The organism is Lacinutrix salivirga (assembly GCF_053604675.1).
On sequence record NZ_JBSHNP010000101.1, the window covers coordinates 155,816 to 179,838 of the forward strand.

Sequence of the window (24,023 nt, forward strand, 5' to 3'; positions counted from 1 at the left end):
AGGCATTATAAATGCAAACCCAAACACTTTTATATATAATACTTGCTGGAATAATAGCGCTTTTATTAGCGCTATTTCAGTATTGGTATAACTCTAAACATAAGTCTAAAACTAAGGTGTTATTTACCTTTTTAAGGTTTTTAACCTTGTTTTCAATATTTCTTTTGCTAATAAATCCAAAATTTGAGCAAAATAAAATTTATACCGAAAAACCCAATTTGGTTGTTGCCATAGATAATTCGAGTTCAATACCACATTTAGAACAAAGTGAGAATGTATTAGCATTTTCAGATTTTTTAAAAAGCAATACGCAACTTAGTGATAAGTTTAATATCGATATGTTTTCTTTTGGGAACACATTAAATTTAAACGATTCTTTATCTTTTAAAGAAGAAACCACAAACATTAGCAAAACGGTTACTCAACTAAATCAAATTTATAAAAACACTGTGTCGCCAACCATTTTAGTAACCGATGGAAACCAAACACTTGGTAGTGACTATGAGTTTGCTGGCAAAAAGCTAAATCAACCCATTTATCCTATAATTTTAGGCGATACCATAAATTATACAGACCTAAAAATAAGCAGATTAAACGTTAATAAATATGCGTATTTAAAAAATCAGTTTCCAGTTGAAGCTGTTTTGGTTTACAACGGAAACTCCAATGTTAGTACTAAATTTGTAGTTAAAGCAGGTAACTCTACAGTATATTCTAAGGCGGTTCAGTTTTCAAAAACAAATAATTCGCAACTAATAAATTTCACACTGCCAGCAAATAGGGTTGGAGTACAAAGTTATAAAGCGCAATTGGTGCCTATTTCAAATGAAAAAAACACTGTAAATAACTATAAAAATTTTGCAGTTGAAGTGATTGATGAAAAAACAAAAGTAGCCATTGTAAGCTCAATGGTTCATCCAGATTTAGGTGTTTTAAAAAAGAGTATAGAAAGTAATCAACAACGTACAGCTTCATTTTTTAAACCAAATGAAATAATTAATAAATTAAATGATTTTCAATTAGTTATACTTTATCAGCCAAACAATTCATTTAAACAATTGTATTCAGCTTTAGAAAAAGAAAACAAGAATAAATTTGTAATAACTGGTCCACAAACAGACTGGAATTTTTTAAACAAAGAAGCTAAATTTTACTCGCAAGATATTACCAGCCAAACCGAAGACTACCAACCAGAATTAGACACTAATTATGGTGCGTTTATAATTGAGGATTTGGACTTTAGTTCCTTTCCACCAGTAGCATCTAGTTTTGGAGAAACTCAATTTAAAGTGCCTTTTCAAACACTACTAAATAAAACAGTTGATGGGTTTTCAACAAACGAACCTTTATTGGTTACTTTAGAAAGCGATAGTAGAAGAGAAGCTGTTCTTTTTGGAGAAAATATATGGAAATGGAGAGCGCAAAGTTTTATTAATAATAAAAGCTTTACTAATTTCGATAATTTTTTAGGTAAATTAATTCAGTATTTAGCGTCCAACAAACGAAAAAACAGACTAGACGTAGATTACGAATCCTTCTACCAAGGCAATAATAATGTGCTTATAAAAGCACAATTTTTCAATAAAAATTATGAATTTGATGCTACCGAAACACTTGCTATAACTGTAACAGATAAAGTTTCAAACATCGTTAAGCAATTTCCTTTACTGCTAAAAGGCAATAATTACGAAGTGGATTTAAGCCAACTTCCTGCTTCAGATTATAGTTTTACAGTAAAAGCAAGTAGAGAAAATATTTCTAAATCTGGTAATTTTAAAATTTTGGAATATAATATAGAACAACAATTTTTAAACGCTAATGTTTCAAAATTAAAGCAACTCGCTATAAATAGTAACGCAAAGTCGTATTTTATAACAAATTATCAATCAATAGTTAATGATTTAGTAAATGATGATCGTTACAAACCTATTCAAAAAACAGATAAAAAAATCGTACCTTTAATCGATTGGAAATATCTACTATTCTTTATAGCGTTAACCTTAGCTTTAGAATGGTTTTTAAGAAAATATAACGGATTAATATAAAAATATATACATGGAAAAATTACCAAAATTAGGATTGCCAATTATTATAGGAATAGTAATATTAGTGTTTTTACTACTCAAATCAGCAGTAACTATTGGACCAGGAGAAGGAGGTGTTATTTTTGAACGTTTAGGAGACGGAATAAATACAGATAAAACCTATGGCGAAGGGTTTCATATCATTATGCCATGGAACGATATGATTGTGCGTAAAGTGCGTCAACAGTCCATATCAGACGAAATGAACGTATTATCAGTAAATGGATTAGAAGTTAAAGTAAACGGAACCATTTGGTACGAACCAGAATACGAAAACCTAGGAAAATTAATCCAAACTAAAGGTGAGGATTACGAAATGGAATTATTGGATCCTGCAGTAAATGCTGCAGCACGTAGCGTTGTTGGTCGTTACACTCCAGAGCAATTATACTCTAGTAAACGAGATGTTATTGAGCAAGAAATTTTAGACGAAGTGACTAAGTTATTAGAAGGTCAATATTTAACTGTAAAAAAAGTATTGGTTGAAGATGTTAAGTTACCACCAACAATCAAACAAGCTATAGAGCGTAAATTAAAACAAGAGCAAGAATCTTTAGAGTATGAATTTAGATTAGTCACTGCAGATAAAGAAGCAGAAAAAGTTAGAATTGAAGCTAAAGGTAAAGCAGATGCTAATAAAATTTTAAGCGCTTCATTAACCGATAAAATTTTACAAGATAAAGGAATTGAAGCAACTATAAAGCTTGCAGAATCTCCAAATAGTAAAGTTATCGTTATAGGTTCTGGAGATAGCGGAATGCCTATTATACTTGGAAATCAGTAGAGTTAAAAAAAATATATAGTATAAATTAGGATTTGTGCAATTAATTTTGCAATCTTTGTTAAGACAAAAAAAGACATGAATACTATTCAATTACATCATCATCATTTTCATATTTGCACTCAAGCGAACTGAAGATGTATTGAATAGAATCAACATATTTTAAAAACCGTTTGAGTAAATCAAACGGTTTTTTTATTCCAATATATTCGGAAATTACTTCCAAAAGATTTACTTAAACATAAAACAAAGCCTTCCGCTTTCTCGGATTAATGATATGAGTAAATTAAAAATTGCAGTTCAAAAATCAGGAAGATTAAACGAGGATTCTATGCGACTCCTCAAAAACATTGGTATATCTATAGATAACGGTAAAGACCAACTAAAAGCATCAGCCAAAAACTTTCCATTAGAAATTTTCTATTTACGTAATGGAGACATTCCGCAATACCTAAAAGATGGTGTAGTTGACATTGCAATTATTGGAGAAAATGTCTTAATAGAAAAAGGCAATGACATTAAAATTGCTGAAAAATTGGGTTTTTCTAGCTGTAAAGTCTCTGTAGCTATACCAAAAGGCGATACATACAAATCGGTTAAAGATTTAGAAGGAAAACGCATAGCAACATCGTACCCAAATACAGTCAATCAGTTTTTAAACGAGAACGGAATTTCGGCAAATTTACATATCATTAATGGTTCAGTTGAAATAGCGCCAAATATAGGTTTAGCAGATGCTATAGTTGATATTGTCTCTAGTGGAAGTACCTTATTTAAAAATGGTTTAAAAGAAGTTGAAGTCATTTTAAAGTCCGAAGCTGTATTAGCAGTTTCTCCTAAAATATCTGATGAAAATCAAAAGTTACTAGATAAAATTCAATTCAGAATTCAAGCAGTATTAAAAGGTCAAAATTCAAAATATGTTTTGTTAAATGCTCCAAATGATAAGTTGGAAAAGATTATTAGCATTTTACCAGGAATGAAAAGCCCAACGGTTTTGCCATTAGCTGAAGCAGGTTGGGGTTCTGTACACTCGGTAATTGATAAAAACCAATTTTGGGAAGTCATTGACGAATTAAAACTGAATGGAGCACAAGGTATTTTAGTATGTCCAATCGAAAAAATGGTGATATAATGAAGACGATACTTAATCCGAATAAAAACGATTGGAAAACAATCTTAAAAAGACCAACACAAACCGTTGCTGATGTTGAAAAAATCGTTAATCAAGTTTTTGAAGATATCTCTCAAAATGGTGATATCGCAATTGCAAAATATACTAAACAATTTGATGGTTGTGAATTAAGATCTAATATAGCTACTGATGACGAAATAAAAAATGCTTCACTATTAGTTTCAGAAGATTTAAAACAAGCCATTCAACAAGCTAAAAGTAACATCGAAGCCTTTCATAAAGCACAAAAAACAGATAAAATTAGTGTACAAACTACAAAAGGTGTTACCTGTTGGCAAGAAAAACGAGCGATTCAAAAAGTTGGAATTTATATTCCTGCAGGAACAGCGCCTTTATTTTCAACTGTTTTAATGTTGGCTGTTCCAGCTCAAATTGCAGGCTGTAAAGAGATTGTATTATGTTCACCTCCAAATACAAAAGGCAAAATAGCTAATGAGATTTTATACACAGCACAATTATGTGGTGTGACTAAAATTATTAAAGTTGGTGGTATTCAAGCTATTGCTGGACTAACGTTTGGGACTGAAAGTATTCCGCAAGTTTATAAAATTTTTGGACCTGGAAACCAATTTGTTACTGTTGCAAAGCAACTAGCAACAAAATATGGTGTTGCTATTGATATGCCTGCAGGACCAAGCGAGTTGTTAGTTGCAGCAGATAGTAGTGCTAATCCAAGTTACGTGGCTTCAGATTTGTTAAGCCAAGCTGAGCATGGTGTAGATAGCCAAGTTATTTTGGTTTCAGATTCTATAGATATAGTCGAAGAGGTGCAAAAAGAAATTGAAAAACAAATTGAAGCGTTACCAAGAAAAGATATAGCTAAACAAGCCTTGAAAAATTCTAAAGCTATTATTATGGAAAACGCAAATGTTGCGCTAGATATAATTAATGATTATGCTCCAGAACACTTAATATTATGTACTAATGATAATGAGTTTTTTGCGAATAACATCATTAATGCTGGATCAGTATTTATAGGTAATTACACACCAGAAAGTGCTGGAGATTATGCTTCTGGAACCAACCATACCTTACCAACAAACGGATTTAGTAAAGCATATTCTGGAGTAAATTTAGACAGTTTTACAAAAGCGATTACATTTCAAAAAATCACTAAAGAAGGTATTCAAAATATTGGTAAAACAATAGAGTTAATGGCTGAAGCCGAAGGCTTACAAGCACATAAAAATGCAGTTTCAATCCGACTTAAAGATTTAAAATAAAAAGTCACCTCGAGCATTATTGAAATCAAAATATATTTTGATTGAAAGTACCGAACGCAGTTCTCGAGAGGTTTTTCAAAAGCAATAAAAATTAAATAGGTCTCGACTGCGCTCGACCAGACAACAAAAATGAAACAAAATTTTAACATAAATAACCTAGTTAGAGCTAATATCAAAACGCTAAAACCGTATTCTTCCGCAAGAGACGAATATAAAGATGCAACCTCACAAGATATGGTATTTTTGGATGCTAACGAGAATCCTTTTGAGAATGGAGTAAACCGTTATCCAGATCCTCAACAGCAAGACGTAAAAGCATTGTTATCTAAAATAAAAAACGTTCCAACTCAAAATATGTTATTAGGAAACGGAAGTGACGAAGTATTAGATTTAATATTCAGAGCCTTTTGTGAGCCTAATCGAGATAAAATTATTACACTTCCGCCAACTTATGGTATGTATGAAGTGTTAGCCAATACCAATGCAATAGAGGTTATTAAAATTGAATTAACTAAAGACTTTCAACCTGATTTTGATGAAGTTTCAAGAGCAGCACACACACATACCAAATTATTGTTTTTATGCTCACCAAATAACCCAACAGCCAATAGTTTTGAGGCTTCAATTATTGAAAAGTTAATAAATGATTTTCAGGGTATTGTAGTGATTGACGAAGCTTATATTGATTTTTCAAATCAACAAAGTTGGATTAATAGACTACAAGAGTTTCCTAATGTAATTGTAACACAAACACTGTCTAAAGCTTATGGTATGGCAGGAATTAGGTTAGGTGTTTGTTATGCTTCCGCAGAAATTATTGCAGTTTTAAACAAAATAAAGCCACCATATAATGTTAATGAGTTAACACAGCAAAAAGCAATTAAGCGATTAAAAAATCAAACGAAAGTTTCAGAAGAAATAAAAACGATTATTACTGAAAGAAAGCAATTAATTTCAGCATTAAAAACAATAGGTTTTGTATCAACTATTTATCCATCAGATGCTAATTTTGTATTAGTTGAAGTAGATGATGCCAACCAACGTTATAATCAATTATTAGAAAAAGGGATTGTTGTTAGAAACAGAACCAATCAACCGTTATGTGAGAATTGCTTACGCTTAACTGTAGGTACTTCTCAAGAAAACAAAAAATTAATTAAAGCATTGAAAGACCTCACAGGTTTTTAAAACCTGTGAGGTCTAAAAAAATATAATTATGAGTAAGCAAAAAGTACTTTTTATAGACAGAGACGGAACATTAGTCTTAGAACCACCTGTAGATTATCAACTAGATAGTTTAGAGAAGTTAGAGTTTTACCCAAAAGTATTTCAATACATGGCTAAAATAGCTTCAGAGTTAGACTTTGAGCTTGTTATGGTAACCAATCAAGATGGTTTAGGAACAGATGCTTTTCCTGAAGACACCTTTTGGCCAGCTCAAAACAAAGTGATTTCAGCATTCGAAAAAGAAGGTGTTGTTTTTTCTGAAGTATGTATAGACAAAACATTTCCGCATGAAAATGCCGAAACACGCAAGCCAAGAACAGGTTTGCTTACTAAATATTTTAATAAAGCTAAATACGATTTAGAAAACAGTTTTGTTTTAGGTGACCGAATTACAGACATGGAATTAGCTAAAAACCTTGGAGCAAAAGGTATCTTTTTGTCTGAAGATCCAGAATTAGGAGCAGATGAAATAGAAAGCTCAAAACAAGCCATTTTAGATTGTATCGCCTTAACAAGTACAGATTGGAAAGCCATTTACGAGTTTTTAAAACTCAATGATCGTGTAGAAGAAATTACACGTAATACCAACGAAACCAAAATTTACATTAAGTTAAATTTAGATGGTTCTGGTAAAAATGATATTGATACAGGATTAAAGTTTTTCGACCATATGTTAGACCAAATTGGTCGTCATGGTGCAATGGATTTAACTATTAAAGTTGATGGCGATTTAGAAGTTGATGAGCACCACACGATTGAAGATACCATGATTGCTTTAGGCGAATTATTTAATAAAGCTTTAGGTAATAAATTAGGTATCGAGCGTTACGGTTTTTGTTTACCAATGGACGACTGCTTAGCACAAGTAGCTGTTGACTTTGGAGGTAGAAACTGGTTAGAATGGGAAGCCGATTTTAAACGCGAAAAAATAGGCGATATGCCAACCGAAATGTTTTTCCACCTCTTTAAATCATTTACAGATGGCGCAAAATGTAATTTAAATATAAAAGCCGAAGGAACTAACGAACACCACAAAATAGAAGGCATTTTTAAAGCATTTGCAAAAGCAATGAAAATGGCTGTAAAACGTGATGCTAATAACATGTTTTTACCAAGTACAAAAGGAATGTTATAATGTCATTCAGAAGGAGGAACGACTGAAGAATCTTGATTTATTTAAACAAGAGATTCTTCGCTTCGCTCTGAATGACAAAAAAATATAAAAATGAAATTAGTAATTATAGATTATGGAGCAGGAAACATTAAAAGCATACAGTTTGCTTTTAAGCGTTTAGGTTTTGATGCTATACTATCCAATAATCCAGAAGAAATAAAATCTGAAGATAAAGTGATTTTTCCAGGAGTTGGAGAAGCTAGCTCTGCAATGCAAAAGCTAAAAGAAAGTGGTTTAGATACTTTAATTCCAACTTTAAAACAACCAGTTTTAGGGATTTGTTTAGGGATGCAATTGATGTGTAAATCTTCAGAAGAAGGTAAAACTAAAGGTTTAGGTGTTTTTAATACAACAGTAAAACGTTTTAACAATACAGTTAAAGTGCCACAAATGGGATGGAACACGATAACAGATTTAAAATCAGAGTTATTTAAAGACATTAAAAATGAAACATTTATGTATTCTGTACATAGTTTTTATGCCGAAAATTGTAAAGAAAGTATTGCAACAACTACTTATAGCTTAGATTTTGCTTCGGCTTTAAAAAAAGATAATTTTTATGGTGTACAATTTCATCCAGAAAAGAGTAGTGTAGTAGGAGAACAACTATTAAAGAATTTTATAGAGTTAAAATAGCTTTTAGCTGTTTACTGTTAGTCATTTGCTAATAGCCAAAAGCTAAATTATTAATTTAAAAATAGATTCCCACTTCCGTGGGAAATGAATATGAGAATAATACCAGCAATAGATATCATAGACGGAAAATGTGTACGCTTAACAAAAGGCGATTACAATACCACCAAAATTTACAATGAGAATCCTTTAGAGGTAGCAAAACAGTTTGAAGGCGCAGGAATCGAGTATTTGCATATGGTCGATTTAGATGGTGCAAAAGCAGCTCATGTTGTAAATTATCGTGTGTTAGAGCTAGTGGCTTCTAAAACCAATTTAAAAATCGATTTTGGAGGTGGTTTAAAGTCTGATGACGATATTATAACAGCATTTAATTCTGGAGCTAGACAGATCACTGGAGGAAGTATTGCTGTTAAAAACAGAGATACTTTTGAGCGTTGGATTAGTAAATATGGCTCTCAAAAAATCATTTTAGGAGCAGACTGTAAAAACGAAAAAATAGCCATTAGTGGTTGGTTAGAAGAAAGTAGTTTAGAGGTAATTCCGTTTATCAAAGACTACCAAAAACAAGGCATTCAATATGTGGTGTGTACAGATATTTCAAAAGATGGAATGTTAGAAGGTCCATCAATAGACTTGTATAAAAATATCATTGAAGAATGTACTAATGGTAGTTCTGGTCAGTCCATAAAACTTATTGCTTCAGGTGGAGTAACGACTATTGAAGATATAGAAAAGCTTTCAGAAATAAATTGTGAAGGCGTAATTATTGGTAAAGCGATTTACGAAAACAGAATCACTTTAAAAGAATTAGAACGATTTATTTAAATAGCCTTTAGCTATTGGGTTTTAGCAGTTAGCTAATCGCCAAAAGCTAAAAGTCAAAAGCTAAAATATGCTTACAAAACGAATTATACCTTGTTTAGACATTAAAAACGGAAGAACCGTTAAAGGTGTCAATTTTGTAAACCTTCGTGATGCAGGAGATCCTGTAGAATTAGCCAAGCAATATGCTGTAAAAGGAGCAGACGAGCTTGTTTTTCTAGATATTTCGGCAACTTTAGAAGGCAGAAAGACCATGATTGATATGGTTTTAAAAGTTGCAGAACAGGTTAATATTCCGTTTACTGTTGGTGGAGGAATATCATCTGTTGAAGATGTAGATGTACTTTTAAAATCTGGAGCAGATAAAGTGTCTATAAACTCTTCTGCTGTAAAACGTCCAGAATTGGTAAACGAATTAGCTAACAAATTTGGTAGCCAATGTGTGGTTGTTGCAATAGATGCTAAGCACATTAATAATGAATGGATAGTGCATTTAGCTGGAGGAAGTATTCCAACCGAGTTAAATTTATTCGATTGGGCTAAAGAGGTTGAAAGCAGAGGAGCAGGCGAGATATTATTCACATCCATGAATAACGATGGTACTAAAGCTGGTTTTGCAAATGAGGCTTTATCTAAATTGTCTGGCACATTAAATATTCCTATAGTAGCTTCAGGAGGCGCAGGAAACGTGCAACATTTTGTGGATACTTTTAAAGTCGGAAAAGCGGATGCTGCTTTGGCTGCAAGCGTATTTCATTTTGGAGAAATAGAAATTAAAGACTTAAAAGAAGCATTAAGAGATAGTAATATAGCAGTAAGATTATAAATACATTGTCACTTCGAGTGATTTTGAGGTACGAAAAATTGTATCAAGAAGTCAAATGAAGTTTTCGATACAAAATTGCTAAAAAGCAATTTCACTCGAACTGATGAGAAAAAACAAGGTTATGCTAAACTTGTTTCAGCATCACACAAAATTAAAGTTACCTCGAGCGCAGTCGAGAGGTTATTAAATAAATAGAGGTCTCGACTGCGCTCGACCATACAAAGGATTGACTATAAGTCGTCATGCAGAACTTGTTTCAGCATTTTATAATAATAAACAGATTTCCACTTTTGTGGGAATGAAAAAAGAATTTTTATGAACATAGATTTCAATAAAAACAACGATGGATTAGTACCAGCAATCATACAAGATGCAACAACAAAAAATGTGTTGATGTTGGGTTACATGAATAAAGAAGCGTTTGTAAAAACACAAGACACGAAACTGGTTACTTTTTTTAGCAGAACAAAAAATCGTTTATGGACTAAAGGTGAAGACAGTGGTAACGTTTTAAACTTAGTGGATCTAAAATTAGATTGCGATAACGACACGTTACTGATTCAAGTTAATCCTAAAGGTACAACTTGCCATAAAGGAAGTGATACGTGTTGGAATGAAGAAAATGTAGAATCTTTTGGTTTTATTTCAAAATTAGAAAACACGATAGAATCGCGTGTTAAAGAAGGAGATTCTAAAAAATCTTATGTTGCTTCTTTATTTGCTGAAGGTATCAACAAAGTGGCTCAAAAAGTAGGAGAGGAAGCAGTAGAAGTGGTTATTGAAGCAAAAGACAACAACGACGATTTGTTTTTAAACGAAAGTGCGGATTTACTGTTCCATTATTTAATGTTATTACAGGCTAAAGGTTTTAAACTTAACGATGTGGTTAATGTTTTAAAGCAAAGAGAAAAGTAAAAGCTGCTACTAAAATTAGCAACAGCTTTATTCTAATGTTTAAATAGAAAGTTTAATCTTGCATTAGAACCACGTAAAACTTTTATATGTGTTATTTAGTATCTGCTTTTATAATTTCTAAAGTTTGCTCAATCCAATCACTATTAAAATCTAATGGAAATTCTGGCGCAACACCTTTACTTTCAAATTCAAAAAACTCATGAAAATTCATATCTGTTGGTAAAACTGAAAAGTAACCAGATGGAGTAGTGTAACTGGTACCATAATTTAAACCATAAGAAATAATACCAAAAGTAGCTTGACCTAAATGTTTTGCATTTTTAAGTTTTTTTAGTTTTGTAGTAAATTGTTCGCCATTACTTACTGTAAAGGCATTTGTAATGATGTATACATTTTTGTTTTTTAATAGTTTTAAAAAAGGGTCAGAAAACTTCTTGTTTCCGCCAGTATTACTTCTTAAATCTATAATAATATTTTGAGCTGTTAGTCTGTTTTTTGTATCTTCAAAAAATGCTCTATGTTCCCTTTTTTTGCTGTTACTAAAATTTCCAAAATATAAGTATTGAGTATTGTCGTTTAGTTGTTTAAATTCCAGTTCAGCTTGATCTTTTGATGGCAATTCAAAATTAAAAGTATTGTTAACCTTTTTGTAGCTTAGTAATCTTCCGTTTTCAAAACTTATACTTTTTACCAATCTTGGCGCTTTAGTTTTTAATCTGTATTGATATACATTGTATTTATTAGTTCTTACTGGATAGGCTTGAAAACTAATATCTCCAACTTGCCAATGTGCTAATTTACTCTCTAAAACAACTCCTGTTAAGTCTTTATTATTTTTATCAAAATAGATACCTATTAATAAATCCTCTCCATAGTTATAAGTCCCTTCTAATTCGTTTTCGTCTTTCTTTAATAACTCTTCTTTAAGTTCGATAATGTTTTTATTAGATTTTGGATGTTGTTTTACTTTTGATATATCATCTTGGTATTTATCAGTAATGTATAAATTAAAGTGATTATCATTTACTAAATCCATTTGTTGAAGTAGTAATTTGTAACACGCTTCAACACCAATTGGTTGCTTCATTTTATTAGAAAGCATTTTATAAGTGTTTTCAAATTGAGTTGCTTTGTCTCCTTTAATCTGCTTTTTGTAAGAAGGCATTTTTCTCATTTTTTCTACTACAAAATCTAAATCGGTTTTACAATCGCAAGTTTCAGTTTGTGAAAATGAAAGATTGATTGAGAATACAAAAAGCACTAAAATTGATACTAAATTTTTCATAATGACTAGGTTTTAATTGATTAAACTTTCTGAAGCAAAGATAATTTTGAAATCAAGTAAAACTCAATTGTAATAGGTGTTTGGGGTGAAATGATGCTATTCTGTGGCGAAATTTAAAACCCTTTTTACTTCTTCTAGATAAGTTTTAGAAATAGGTGCTTCTATAGTATGTGATAGTGTTAATAAATGTTTCCCTTTTTCGGTTTTCCAAGATTGAAAATGATAAGGATTGATAATATTAGAACGATGTGTTCTTAATAATTCTGGAAACGTGTCTTCAATTACAGATAATTTATTTCGTATTAAACTTTTCTTTAAAACCGATCCAGAGAGATAAAAAACTTCGATATAATTATCTGAGGATTGGATGCAAATCAAATCGTTGAGATGAAGCTTCAAGTTTTCAAAATTACCTTCTCCAGAGATTTCAATTTTTTGATCTTCAAGTTTCTTCTCATAGTATTTTCCAAAAGCAAAACGACCTATAATTATAATTGGTAATATAATGGCTAATGCAGGCAACAAAAGCGAGGTTAGCATATATTTTAAATCATAAGGGTTGGGTTGACCAGCTACAACAACATATAAGTAGTAACATCTGGCTAAAATTATCGATATGACTGATAAACAAAGTAGAAAAATTAATTCATGTTTTAATAACCATTGTCCATTACTTTTATGATATAAAAATTGTTGAAGCGGAATAAACATAAGGTAAGATAAACTTCCAATTAAGCCATAAAAGGGCAAATACATTAGCTTTTCTTGGTTATTTAGCTCGTCGACATCCAAAGGTTCTGTAAAATATAAAAACATAAAAATCCAGATAGCAATACCAATAGCTATTAAGATGTGGTGTTTTAGTTTTGGATCAAATGGATAATGGAAGTTTAACATATTAAATTGTAAAAGAATGTAAAGAAAAAGCATCAGAAATAAATCTGATGCTTTTTTAATATTATAAACACTTCATTTTAAGAAATCCAACCTTTTTTAGTGGCGTGTTTTGCTAGCCAGACTAAAGCAATACATACAATAATTATAAAAGGTGTCATTACATTTGCCATTTTTAATACAAAGGCCAAATAGCTCATTTGTATAATGGCAGCAATTAAAGATAATAACAATAAAAAATAAGACCATTTTTTTCTTAATAATAAAGCTAGGCAACCTAAAGCGCCTGCAAAAACTGCAATTGCAAATGCAGCAGTGTACCAAGCAGGTAAATTGGCATACATTTGTTGGTCTGTTTCAGAGAGTTGAGCAATGACTTCATCACTCATATACGCTTGACCTAAATAAGAGATAACGCCCATTACATTCCAAAGTAGAGCAAGAATACTTACAATCCAAAACCAAATTGGTGGTTTGGTGGTTAAATTTTGTGTCATAATTTATGGTTTTTGTTAGTTAATTAGGCTTCAAGGTATAAAATTTTTGTGAATGATAATGAATGCTGTATTTTCGAGCTTCATTATACTTATTATGAATAAACAGTTTTTCTACGTTATAACCATTCAATATTTAGGATATAGATTTCATGGTTGGCAAAAGCAACCAAACCTTAAAACCTTACACTTAATGGTAGATAGGACTTTAAATTTCATTTTAGAAAAAAAGAATTTTAAGACCTTAACTTCCGGCCGCACAGATGCAATGGTAAGTGCAGAAAATGCTGCTTTCGAGCTGTTTTTAGAAGAACCAATTGAAGATTTCGATGCCTTTTTAGAACTCTTTAATCAAAATTTACCTCAAGATATTAGAGCCAAAGCAATCCGAGAAGTTGATGCAAAATTTAATATTATACAACATTCTAAGATTAAAGAATATCTTTATGTATTTGCTTTTGGAGGTAAATTCCATCCGTTTTGTGCACCAATCTTAACAACTATTTTAGGGGACTTAGATATTGAGCTTATGCAACAAGGCGCAAAGTTGTTTGAAGGTCAGCATTACTTAAAAGCCTATTGTTATAAACCAACAGATAAAGGGATTTATAATAGAGAAATATTACATTGCGAGCTTATAGAAAATACAATTTATACTGCAAATTTTTTTCCTGAAAAAAGTTATATGTTACGTGTAAGAGGTAAAGGATTTATGCGTAACCAAATTAGACTAATGATGGGAACATTAATAGAATTAGGACAAGGCAAACGTACTCTACAAGATATCAGTGCCAGTTTACAACCAGACTATCCTTATAATATGCAATACATTGCTCCTGCATCTGGCTTAATTTTAAACACTATTGAGTTCGAATAATTTTGTTAAAAATATTAACAGACACTAAATCTGCTTAACATAATTTATGTTAATAAAAACTTAACTCCGTTAAAGCCTGTTAAATCACTTGACAAATCCACTCTTACGTTTATATTGAATTTAAACCAATATAAAAATTTAGTTATGAGTTATTTGAATATGCAAGATGAAAAATTATTACCTGTAGTAATGGAGTTAAACACATTATTAGCAGATTTTCACGTTTATTACCAAAAATTAAGAAGCTTCCATTGGAATGTAGTTGGGAAAAATTTTTTTGATTTACACGAAAAATTCGAAGAAATGTACAATGATTCTAAAGTAAAAATAGATGAAATTGCAGAGCGAATTTTAACATTAAAGCATCATCCTGTAAGCAAAATGGTAGATTATTTAAAAATATCTTCTTTATCAGAAACTTCAGCAATGATTACAGACCAAGAAATGATTGAAGAGTTATTAAACGACCATAAAACCATTTTAACTCAAATGTCACAAGTTATTAATAAAGCTACAGATGCTGAAGATGAAGGTACAATAGATTTAATTGGAGCTTACATTAGAGAATTAGAAAAAACAAGTTGGATGCTTAGTGCATGGTCTAAGAAAACTACAGACCAATTTAAAAAAGAAGCGGTTTCATAACGTTTAAAGATAACAATTTAAACCAATTAGAAACTTTAAAAAACCAAAACACATGAAATCACAATTATCAGAAGCCTATAATTTATTAATTGATAAATTAGAAAGCTGGCTAAATGCCATAATAACAAATATCCCTAATCTTTTACTAGCTATTCTAGTACTAGTAGCTGCATATTTTATTGCAAAATATGTTAATAAATTTGTGTCTAGATTAGTTGCAAAAAAGGTTGATCAAAACTCAATTACCAATATGATTGGTCGACTCTCTGCAGTAATAGTAGTGTTAGCAGGTTTGTTTTTAGCCTTAGGAATATTAAATTTAGGTAAAACATTAACATCCTTACTAGCTGGTGCTGGTGTTGCTGGTTTGGCTATTGGATTAGCATTACAAGGTACCTTATCCAACACTTTTGCTGGTATAGTATTATCGTTTAGAAAGAAAATACAAATAGGGCACTGGGTAGAAACCAATGGGTTTTCTGGAGAAGTTATAGATATAAATTTAAAAGATTTTACCTTAAAAGAAGCCGATAATAATATGGTAGTAATACCAAATAAGTTGATTTTAGAAAATCCACTAAAAAATTACACATTAACAACAAAAATGAGAGTGTTTTTAGAGTGTGGAGTAGGCTACGAATCGGATTTAGAAAAAGTTGAACAATTAACTAAAGAAACCATTTGTAATACTTTTGATCAAATTGAAAAACCAGAAGATGTAGAATTTTACTTTACAGAATATGGTGGAAGCTCAATTAATTATTTATGTAGATTCTGGATTGATGCAGAAAATGCACTAGAAAAATTAAGAGCCAAAAGTAAAGCGATTATAGAAATTAAGAAAGCCTACGATAAAGAGAATATTAACATACCATTTCCTATTAGAACGTTGCAGTTTGATAATAAACTATCTTTTGATGCACCTAAAAATATGGAAAAGTCATTCTCAGACAATTAAAAGTAAAGCACTTTTAGTTTAATTATTAACATTAAAACAATAAAATTATGTTACGATGGACAGTTGCATTTATTATACTTGCATTTATAGCTGGAGTCTTTGGCTTTGGTGGTTTGGCAGGAGCATTCGCAGGAATTGCAAAAATTTTGTTTTTTGTTTTTATTGTGTTATTTTTAATTACACTAATTAAAAACGTAGTAAAAGCATAAATAATTATTATGTAAATACTAATCAGTTTTAATCTATTAAAGAAGCAAAAATATAGTTGGCTGATTAGTTATTTATTTTTAAATAACAATCAAAAAAAATAAACAAATGAAAAAATTAGTATATATTAGTATGTTGTTATTTTCTATGGCAGTAGTATTTACTAGCTGTAGAGAAGAGAAAAAAACACCAGAAGAAAAGATTGAAGAAGCTATTGACGAAGTAGGAGAGGATTTAGAAAATGCCTCAGACGATGTTAAAGATGCAATTGAAGATGTTGAAGATGAAATTGAAGAAGTAAAAGAAGAAACAAACAACTAATAATAACCACTAAAACTAAAATAAAATGAAAAAATTAGCTTACACATTTATCTTGTTATTTTCGCTATCAATAGTATTAACAGGATGTAGAGATGAAAAATCAACAGGAGAAAAAGTTGAAGATGCTGTAGAAGATGTGGCAGACGATGTTGAGGATGCAGCAGATGATGTAGAAGATGCTGTAGATTAAACAGTTAAATAAATAACATTCAAAGTCTCGATTTATTTCGAGACTTTTTTTTAGTTTTAAAAGCAAACTTTAGAACATGAATATTAAAATAGCCTTAGACTTTCTTAAAAAACTTGAGAAAAATAATAATAGAGAGTGGTTTGCAGACCATAAATCAGAGTATGATAGCGCTTTAAAAGAGGTTAAATCACTATTTAATGCTATTTATAACACTATGCAAACACACGATGAGTTTGAGAAAATGAAGGTGTTTAGGATTTACAGAGATGTACGCTTTTCTAAAAATAAGTTGCCTTATAAAAATAATTTTGGCGCAGGATTTCAGAGAACAAAACCACGATTAAGAGGTGGTTACTACGTTCAAATTCAACCAGGAAATAGTTTTTTAGGCGTAGGGTTTTGGGATCCTAATAAAGACGATTTATTGCGAATTCGTAAAGAATTTGAAATGGACGACCAAGAAATACGAGAAATCATAAGCAATACACAGTTAAAATCTGTTTGGGGAAATTTAATAGGAGATGAGCTTAAAACAGCACCAAGAAATTTTGATAAAGAGCATTCTGCAATAGATTTAATACGTAAAAAGCAATTTATTTTTACTAAAACATTTACAGATAAAGAGGTTTGCGATGTCAATTTTGCCAAAACCGTTAGTGATAGTTTTAAAACTATAAGACCCTTTTTTGATTATATGAGCGATGTGCTTACTACAAACTTAAATGGCGAATCATTACTTAAGGACTAAAGCACTTCTGTAATGGTGTATTTTGTTCCATTAAATTCAAACATTTCGCCAGCAGTTTTCTGTTTTAATAATTGTCCAATGGGAGATTGTAAAGATATAATATAGTAACTTTCATCTTCAATTTCAATTTTACCAATACTAATGGCAATGAAAAAATGAAGACTATCCGTTTTTACTAAGCTCCCTAAAGCAGCGTTAGTATTTAAAAGGTTAGTTTTTACAAGCTTTAAATACTCCTCAGTTTTTCTGGCATCGTTTAAATAGCCAATATTTTTTTCTAAATCGGTTAACAGTTTGCCATTACCAGAGTCATCACCTTCAGAAGATCCTTTATCATTATTCTCTAAAGCCTCGTTAATTAATTCAATTTCGTTTTTATAATCTGTGATACGTTTTTGTACCTGTTGATTACAAATTTGTAAGAGCTGTTGTTTTGTTGTCATTAGAAATTTATACTGCTTGCAGTATGTCCGATTTTTCAAAAAGCTGAATATTACTTTGTAATCGTTGCTTAATAATATTCATAATTCTTTTATTTAAAGCTGAAGAATTTTTAATGTAAATCGCATATTCTTCGACTGTAAATTGCCCAATAATCATTCCTTTTAAAGCATTTCTAAATTTAATGTCTTTATGTAAAGCATTTTCAATATAATGTAATCTACGCTCTAAAGTGAGCTCGTAAAATACGTTTTTATGCTTAGTAATATAATTTTTAAAAACAGCAATTAGCAAATCGTTTTGCAATTTAATTAGTGGTCTTAGAGTTATATTTTGAAAACGCTCATCTGCACTCATAGACTCATTAATTTGTAAAGTAGCTATCTGAGGTCTAATAGCTAATAATGCCTCGTCTCTTGTAATCATAATTTTTAATTTTAATAAAAATATCAATAAATAAAGCCAATAGAAGTATCAAATAATATACTTTTTAACTGTGTTATGAACAATTACAATTCACTACCTTTAACTTTAAATAATATATAACTATGAGATTTCATACCAGAAAATGGGTTAAACCCGAAGATTTAAATCCTAATGGAACGCTATTTGGTGGCCGATTACTAGCTTGGATAGACGAAGAAGCTGCATTATATACTCTAATACAACTCGAAAACAAAAAAATTGTTACCAAATACATATCAGAAATTAATTTTATGAGCTCTGCTAAACAAGGTGATATTGTGGAGTTAGGTATGGAAGTGGTTAAGTTTGGTAAATCCTCACTAACCCTTAAATGCGAAGCACGTAATAAAATGACCAGAGAGACTATACTTACTGTAGATAATATTATAATGGTTAATCTTGGTGCTAATAATAAGCCAAAACCGCATGGCAAAACAAAAGTAGAATACGTTAAGGATAGACTTTAAAACTAATTATTCTGCCAACAGCTGTTTAATTCTAGTTTCTAATTTACTGCCAGAAATTTTTTCACTAGCAATTCGACCTTGTTTATCAATAAGCAGTTTAAAAGGAATAGACTCAACACCATACCTAAATGCAATCGTTTTGTTTTTATCAATAATATGGTAATCCCAAGTTAAATTATCGGCATTTATAGCATTAATCCATTCGGCTTCTCCTTTATCTTCAGAAACACTTAAAATTACTAAACCTTGTTTTTCGTATTTTCTGTGCAATTGCACAAGATTAGGATTGGTTGCTCTACAAGGTCCACACCAACTGGCCCAAAAATCGACTAAAACAACTTTACCTTTTGGTATTGAAGCTAGAGAAATAGTCTCTCCAAATTGATTTTTACCACTTATGGTATAGGCTTTTGGTCTGTATTCACCAGATGTAGTTACAGTATTTTTTGGAGGATTTGTATTTAAAGGAATTGATAATTTTGCAATAGATTCTTTTTCTATTAGTGCAGAATCTAATGATTTTACATAGGCTAATTCCTTAATTTCAGCAGACAAATTATCAAATAACTTTCTTAGCGTATTAGGCGTTAAGGTATTAAACTGCTCGTCTATTAATAATACAGAAAAGTAAGAGTTTGGATGAGATAATATAAACTCTGAAACATAATCACTTTGCGCTTTAAAGAGAGCAGATCTATCTTGTTTTAACTGAAAAATTTTCTTTGGCGAAAAATCACCTTTCAAACCATAATACAACTGCATACCTTGTGATTTAAAATCACTCATTTTTTCAGTATAAACTCTATAGTCTGTTTGTATAGTAGAAGTAGAGTAGGTTGTGGATTGTTCTGCTTTGCTATTTAAGAAAAGATTAATTTCAGAATTATCCACTAAAAAATTAAAACCTGTATGCTCTAAATTAGAGGTTATTGTATAAATCGAAGGTGTTTCAGCAAGTCCTTTAAATGTAAATGTATTATGTTTTACAATTGTAGAATCTATTTTAATAATAGAATCATTATTATTTTTTAAAAGAAAAATAGTTTCAGCTTCAGCATTAAATATTGTGCCTTTAATTAAAAACTCATTATCTAAACGTAATGTGTTTTCATTTAAAACTTCTGCTTTAATAGATGGATTATTAGTTGATTTCTGTTCGCAATTAAAAAAAAATAGGCTTGCAATTAATAGCAAAATAAATGTAAACTTATACATAAAGAGGGTTTTATTGCGCTATATTACAATAATTTAATACGCAATTACCACTAAGTGTTCTTTTTTGTTAACACGAAATAAACAACTTACAAATAAAGACTAAGCTAAAGGCTTAAGATACTTATAATCAACATAAAAAGTCCCAAACGGAATTAATGAACCAGCTAAAATTATGGCGAGTGTTTTACCATTCCATTTATAAGTAGATTGCAAAAAAATTGCCAATGCAACATAAGCCACAAACAGCAAACCATGAGGCATGCCTAATAGCTTCACAAAAGAGTCGTCGCCATTTGTGCGTTTATAAATAGATGCTCCCATTAGTAATATATACGATACGCCTTCTAAAAAAGCTACAATTCTAAAAATTTTAAGTGTGGACATACGCTATTTTTTTACAAAAATAAGTAAGAAAAAGACTTTAAAAAAAGAAATGGCTTCAGGATTTTAAAGCTAAAGTAAATTTAACAGTTAAGTGTTTTTAACTATTTGATAAATAGTAGTTTTAACTTTATGGTGTGTATAAAAAAATAAAAAATCATTCGGTTTTAAGATCTAGTTTAATAAGTTTTCTCGTACTTTGTATAATTGAATTTTTATAATTAATAATATAAATGAAGTTACTTTACTCTTCTATTTTAGCGTTTTTCATTTTTTCAATAAGTTTAGCACAAACCACAGCCATTCCTGATGCTGCTTTTGAACAAGAATTAATAGACCAAGGCATAGATACCAATGGTTTAAACGGAAACATTTTAGATGCAGATGCGCAAGTTATTAGTAATTTGAATCTCTCAAACAGTACAACAATTACAGATATCACTGGAATTGAAGCTTTTTTTAATCTTACCGATTTAGATTTAGGAGACAATCAAGTCCAAGATATTAATTTAACAGCACTAACACAATTAATTAATTTCACATCAGACAATAATGATGCTTTAGCTAATGCGGATTTTAGTCAAAATCTACTTTTAGAAACTGTTTTTATTGAAAGTCAAATTCAAGGAGGAGCACCTTATCCACCTATTACTACATTAGATTTTTCTCAGAATATTAACTTGATTCAATTAAATATTCATCATTTAAGAGATTTAACAAATTTAATCTTTCCTGTTACTAATACATTAACTATAGTTGAAACTAGAAATTTATCAGATCCAACTTTAGATTTTTCTTTATTAGATGGTTTGCAAGAAATTTTAATTAGAGGAAGTCAAGTAAATACAACTATTACTTTGCCAGATGAGACAGATGTATTAGAAGAATTATATATAAGTTCAATTGATATTCCTGTTATAGATGTTTCAAACTATATTAATTTAGTGCGTTTAGATTTATTTGGTACTTACCTAGAAGAGTTAATTTTACCAAATACTAATACATTTGATAGTTTAACAATTTGGCATCATAATTTTATTAATCCATTATCTCTAGCTGCTGTGCCAGAGATCACAAATTTGGATATTAGATTTAATGAGACTGTACCATTGGTTATTGATTTAACTCAAAACCCTTTATTAGATTACATTTGGTTAACACACAACGATTTAAATAGTGTGGATTTAACACAAAACACATTATTAGGTACGCTATGGATTTATGATAATAATCTTACTGGATTAGATGTTACCCAAAATACAGTTTTACAAAGATTATGGGCAAACGATAATGATTTATTAGGTATAGATTTAACACAAAACACAATTCTTAGATATTTAAATTTAAGCGAAAATCAAATTTCTAACCTAGACTTAACTCAAAACACAGTAGTTTGGACAGTAAATATTAGTTACAACTTATTTACAACAACAGGGTTAGACCTTACTCAAAATATAGAATTGAGGACTTTTGATGCTTCTTTTAATCAAATAGAATCACTAGATATTACCCAAAACATAGAATTAACTTACCTTTATTTAAATAATAATTTATTTACTGGCACATCAATTCTAGAACAATATTACACTTTAAGACTTAATGAAGGAGGTATTAATGGAGGAGCATTGATTGTTAGCTACAATCAATTATCTGGTCAAGTACCAGATTATGCCAGTTTAATTGCACCTTTTTATAATATAAGTCCTATTAGGTTTGATTTAGCTTTTGATAACAATAATTTTGAATTTGGTCATTTTGAAAACGAGCATGCAGATTATGTACTTTACGATAATACCTTTGGTCCACCACCAAATTGGACAAGCATCCCAAATATTGATGATTACTTTTACGCTCCTCAAGCCAAAGTAGATACAATAGATACTATTAATGCTAATGCTGGCGATAGTGTTACTTTAACAACAGTTTGTGCAGGATCTCAAAACCATTACACGTGGTTTAAAGATGGTGTTCCTATTCCTGGAGCACCAGATGCACCTAATTATACCATTCCTTCGGTTACAAGTTGTGATGTAGGAGTGTATCACTCAGAAATTACTAGTGATTTAGTCCCTTTTGAAAACGCAGATCCTCCAGGAACCGATGGAAAAAATCTATTATTAATAAGAAACGATATCACTCTAAATATAACGTCTCCTCCAGAGAGTTGTTCAACATTAACAAATCCTGTAGCAGGAAGCACAAATATTGCTTTAAACGAAACTTTAGAATGGGATGATAATTTAGGTGCTTGTGGTTATTTTTTAAGTATTGGCACAACACCTGGAGGAACAGATATCCTAAACAATGTTGATGTTGGAGATGTAAGTAGTTACAACACAGGAACTAATTTTCCGCCAGGAACGCAAATTTATGTTACTGTTACTCCATATTTTTATAGTGGAAATACTTTAAGTTGTCCAGAAGTAAGTTTTACTACTGGAACCACAGAAAGTCCTACTACGTGTACAAACTTATCCTTACCAATGGATGGCGATACTGATGTCGCAATAAGTACTAATGTAGAATGGAATGCGAGTCCTTATGCTACAGGTTACTTAATTACAATGGGAACCTCTGCAGGAGGAACTGATATTGCTAATGCAGTTGATATTGGCAATTCAACATCGTATAATCCTCCATCTGATCTACCTGAAGGAGCGTTAATTTATGTTACAATTACTCCTTACAATGGTTTAGGAAATGCTACAGGCTGTTTAGAAGAAACTTTTACTACAGAAACTAGCCTAAATATTCCAAATTGTACTATTATAAATAATCCAGTCAATGCTGCTATTGATATTCCAGTAACAACAAATGTAAATTGGGATGCTATTGCCAATGCAGATGGTTACAGACTAACAATTGGTACAAGTTCTGGAGGCAATGATATTCTTAACGATTTAGATGTTGCAAATGTCCTTACCTATGATTTTATAACCGACTTGCCTTATAATACTCAAATATTTGTAACTATAACACCTTATAACGCTTCTGGCGATGCAGCTGCATGTTCAGAAGAAAGCTTTACTACAGAGGTCATTCCGCCATTATGTACAACTTTAACGTCACCATTAAATGGAGCAACAGACGTGTCCATTGCAACAGATTTAACATGGAATGCGATAGGAAACGCCACAGGATATAGTTTAACTGTTGGCACAACTGTTGGAGGAAGTGATATTTTAAACGCTCAAGATGTTGGTAATATAACAACTTACAATTTACCTACTAATTTGCCAGACGAGGCAACAATTTATGTGACTGTAATACCATATAATTCCGCAGGAAACGCAACTGCATGTACAGAAGAAAGCTTTACTACAGAAGTCATTCTGCCAATATGTACAACTTTAACGTCACCATTAAATGGAGCAACAGACGTGTCCATTACAACAGATTTAACGTGGAATGCGATAGGAAATGCTACAGGTTATAGTTTAACTGTTGGCACAACTGCTGGAGGAAGCGATATTTTAAACGCTCAAGATGTTGGCAACGTAACGACTTTCGATTTACCAACCAATTTGCCAGACGAAACTACAATTTACGTAT

25 protein-coding genes and 1 pseudogene are annotated in these 24,023 nt (G+C 30.8%); 19 read left to right on the top strand and 7 right to left on the bottom strand.

Annotated elements, in window-relative coordinates; all coding sequences use genetic code 11:
• Positions 1-11: 11 nt before the first annotated feature.
• The 10 genes from ACVC5O_RS07220 (at position 12) to hisIE (ending at position 10,883) form a co-directional block, all read left to right on the top strand.
• Positions 12-2,045 carry a VWA domain-containing protein gene (locus ACVC5O_RS07220; protein ID WP_452220803.1) on the top strand — a complete coding sequence of 678 codons (2,034 nt, stop codon included), beginning with the start codon at positions 12-14 and terminating at the stop codon, positions 2,043-2,045.
• A gap of 10 nt (positions 2,046-2,055) precedes the next feature.
• The gene (locus ACVC5O_RS07225) at positions 2,056-2,868 is read left to right on the top strand and encodes a prohibitin family protein (protein ID WP_452220804.1); all 813 of its coding nucleotides are present in this window, start codon (positions 2,056-2,058) and stop codon (positions 2,866-2,868) included.
• Positions 2,869-3,142: 274 nt separating this feature from the next.
• Complete coding sequence (hisG, locus tag ACVC5O_RS07230; RefSeq protein WP_452220805.1) at positions 3,143-4,000, top strand: ATP phosphoribosyltransferase; 858 nt, start codon at positions 3,143-3,145, stop codon at positions 3,998-4,000.
• The gene (hisD, locus tag ACVC5O_RS07235) at positions 4,000-5,283 is read left to right on the top strand and encodes a histidinol dehydrogenase (RefSeq protein WP_452220806.1); all 1,284 of its coding nucleotides are present in this window, start codon (positions 4,000-4,002) and stop codon (positions 5,281-5,283) included. Before hisG ends, hisD begins: the two co-directional genes overlap by 1 nt.
• A gap of 129 nt (positions 5,284-5,412) precedes the next feature.
• Entirely contained in the window at positions 5,413-6,471 is a 1,059-nt protein-coding gene (gene hisC, locus ACVC5O_RS07240; protein ID WP_452220807.1) for a histidinol-phosphate transaminase, read from the top strand.
• A 28-nt stretch (positions 6,472-6,499) separates the two neighbouring features.
• Positions 6,500-7,645: a bifunctional histidinol-phosphatase/imidazoleglycerol-phosphate dehydratase HisB gene (hisB, locus tag ACVC5O_RS07245; protein WP_452220808.1), complete on the top strand. Its 1,146-nt coding sequence runs from the start codon at positions 6,500-6,502 to the stop codon at positions 7,643-7,645.
• 90 nt (positions 7,646-7,735) lie between these two features.
• A complete protein-coding gene (hisH, locus tag ACVC5O_RS07250) occupies positions 7,736-8,320 on the top strand; it encodes an imidazole glycerol phosphate synthase subunit HisH (RefSeq protein WP_452220809.1) in 585 nt (194 codons plus the stop codon).
• Positions 8,321-8,410: 90 nt separating this feature from the next.
• Entirely contained in the window at positions 8,411-9,145 is a 735-nt protein-coding gene (gene hisA, locus ACVC5O_RS07255) for a 1-(5-phosphoribosyl)-5-[(5-phosphoribosylamino)methylideneamino]imidazole-4-carboxamide isomerase (protein WP_452220810.1), read from the top strand.
• Positions 9,146-9,212: 67 nt separating this feature from the next.
• On the top strand, positions 9,213-9,968 hold the full coding sequence (hisF, locus tag ACVC5O_RS07260; protein ID WP_452220811.1) for an imidazole glycerol phosphate synthase subunit HisF: 756 nt from the start codon (positions 9,213-9,215) through the stop codon (positions 9,966-9,968).
• 309 nt (positions 9,969-10,277) lie between these two features.
• Positions 10,278-10,883, top strand: a complete 606-nt coding sequence (gene hisIE, locus ACVC5O_RS07265) for a bifunctional phosphoribosyl-AMP cyclohydrolase/phosphoribosyl-ATP diphosphatase HisIE (protein ID WP_452220829.1) — start codon at positions 10,278-10,280, stop codon at positions 10,881-10,883.
• A 91-nt stretch (positions 10,884-10,974) separates the two neighbouring features.
• Here hisIE and ACVC5O_RS07270 read toward each other — a convergent pair whose 3' ends face one another.
• From ACVC5O_RS07270 to ACVC5O_RS07280, 3 genes are all read right to left on the bottom strand, one after another.
• A complete protein-coding gene (locus ACVC5O_RS07270) occupies positions 10,975-12,168 on the bottom strand; it encodes a S41 family peptidase (protein WP_452220812.1) in 1,194 nt (397 codons plus the stop codon).
• Between the two features lie 96 nt (positions 12,169-12,264).
• Positions 12,265-13,065 carry a LytTR family DNA-binding domain-containing protein gene (locus tag ACVC5O_RS07275; RefSeq protein ID WP_452220813.1) on the bottom strand — a complete coding sequence of 267 codons (801 nt, stop codon included), beginning with the start codon at positions 13,063-13,065 and terminating at the stop codon, positions 12,265-12,267.
• A gap of 77 nt (positions 13,066-13,142) precedes the next feature.
• The gene (locus tag ACVC5O_RS07280; protein ID WP_452220814.1) at positions 13,143-13,559 is read right to left on the bottom strand and encodes a hypothetical protein; all 417 of its coding nucleotides are present in this window, start codon (positions 13,557-13,559) and stop codon (positions 13,143-13,145) included.
• A gap of 94 nt (positions 13,560-13,653) precedes the next feature.
• Here ACVC5O_RS07280 and ACVC5O_RS07285 point away from each other — a divergent pair, with 94 nt between their 5' ends.
• The 7 genes from ACVC5O_RS07285 to ACVC5O_RS07315 all read left to right on the top strand — a co-directional run bounded on the left by ACVC5O_RS07285 (position 13,654) and on the right by ACVC5O_RS07315 (position 17,502).
• Positions 13,654-14,433 (top strand): tRNA pseudouridine synthase A, encoded by a 780-nt coding sequence (locus ACVC5O_RS07285; protein WP_452220815.1) that lies wholly within the window; start codon positions 13,654-13,656, stop codon positions 14,431-14,433.
• 144 nt (positions 14,434-14,577) lie between these two features.
• Complete coding sequence (locus ACVC5O_RS07290; RefSeq protein ID WP_452220816.1) at positions 14,578-15,078, top strand: Dps family protein; 501 nt, start codon at positions 14,578-14,580, stop codon at positions 15,076-15,078.
• A gap of 52 nt (positions 15,079-15,130) precedes the next feature.
• A complete protein-coding gene (locus tag ACVC5O_RS07295; protein WP_452220817.1) occupies positions 15,131-16,036 on the top strand; it encodes a mechanosensitive ion channel family protein in 906 nt (301 codons plus the stop codon).
• A 47-nt stretch (positions 16,037-16,083) separates the two neighbouring features.
• Positions 16,084-16,245, top strand: a complete 162-nt coding sequence (locus ACVC5O_RS07300) for a DUF1328 domain-containing protein (protein ID WP_452220818.1) — start codon at positions 16,084-16,086, stop codon at positions 16,243-16,245.
• A 106-nt stretch (positions 16,246-16,351) separates the two neighbouring features.
• Positions 16,352-16,564 carry a hypothetical protein gene (locus ACVC5O_RS07305; protein ID WP_452220819.1) on the top strand — a complete coding sequence of 71 codons (213 nt, stop codon included), beginning with the start codon at positions 16,352-16,354 and terminating at the stop codon, positions 16,562-16,564.
• Between the two features lie 25 nt (positions 16,565-16,589).
• The gene (locus tag ACVC5O_RS07310) at positions 16,590-16,754 is read left to right on the top strand and encodes a hypothetical protein (protein WP_452220820.1); all 165 of its coding nucleotides are present in this window, start codon (positions 16,590-16,592) and stop codon (positions 16,752-16,754) included.
• A gap of 76 nt (positions 16,755-16,830) precedes the next feature.
• Positions 16,831-17,502 carry a DUF2461 domain-containing protein gene (locus tag ACVC5O_RS07315; protein WP_452220821.1) on the top strand — a complete coding sequence of 224 codons (672 nt, stop codon included), beginning with the start codon at positions 16,831-16,833 and terminating at the stop codon, positions 17,500-17,502.
• Here the strand turns inward: ACVC5O_RS07315 and ACVC5O_RS07320 are convergent.
• Positions 17,499-17,945: a hypothetical protein gene (locus ACVC5O_RS07320; protein ID WP_452220822.1), complete on the bottom strand. Its 447-nt coding sequence runs from the start codon at positions 17,943-17,945 to the stop codon at positions 17,499-17,501. The genes ACVC5O_RS07315 and ACVC5O_RS07320 overlap by 4 nt on opposite strands.
• A 7-nt stretch (positions 17,946-17,952) precedes the next feature.
• Positions 17,953-18,369 (bottom strand): glyoxalase, encoded by a 417-nt coding sequence (locus ACVC5O_RS07325; RefSeq protein WP_452220823.1) that lies wholly within the window; start codon positions 18,367-18,369, stop codon positions 17,953-17,955.
• A gap of 122 nt (positions 18,370-18,491) precedes the next feature.
• Between ACVC5O_RS07325 and ACVC5O_RS07330 the strand changes: the two genes are divergently transcribed.
• Positions 18,492-18,875 carry an acyl-CoA thioesterase gene (locus ACVC5O_RS07330; protein WP_452220824.1) on the top strand — a complete coding sequence of 128 codons (384 nt, stop codon included), beginning with the start codon at positions 18,492-18,494 and terminating at the stop codon, positions 18,873-18,875.
• A gap of 6 nt (positions 18,876-18,881) precedes the next feature.
• Here ACVC5O_RS07330 and ACVC5O_RS07335 read toward each other — a convergent pair whose 3' ends face one another.
• Together ACVC5O_RS07335 and ACVC5O_RS07340 are read right to left on the bottom strand one after the other, a co-directional pair.
• The gene (locus tag ACVC5O_RS07335) at positions 18,882-20,090 is read right to left on the bottom strand and encodes a thioredoxin-like domain-containing protein (RefSeq protein WP_452220825.1); all 1,209 of its coding nucleotides are present in this window, start codon (positions 20,088-20,090) and stop codon (positions 18,882-18,884) included.
• Between the two features lie 99 nt (positions 20,091-20,189).
• Positions 20,190-20,474: a DUF3817 domain-containing protein gene (locus tag ACVC5O_RS07340; RefSeq protein WP_452220826.1), complete on the bottom strand. Its 285-nt coding sequence runs from the start codon at positions 20,472-20,474 to the stop codon at positions 20,190-20,192.
• Between the two features lie 230 nt (positions 20,475-20,704).
• Between ACVC5O_RS07340 and ACVC5O_RS07345 the strand changes: the two are divergent.
• A pseudogene (locus tag ACVC5O_RS07345) lies at positions 20,705-24,023 on the top strand (hypothetical protein); the annotation flags it as partial.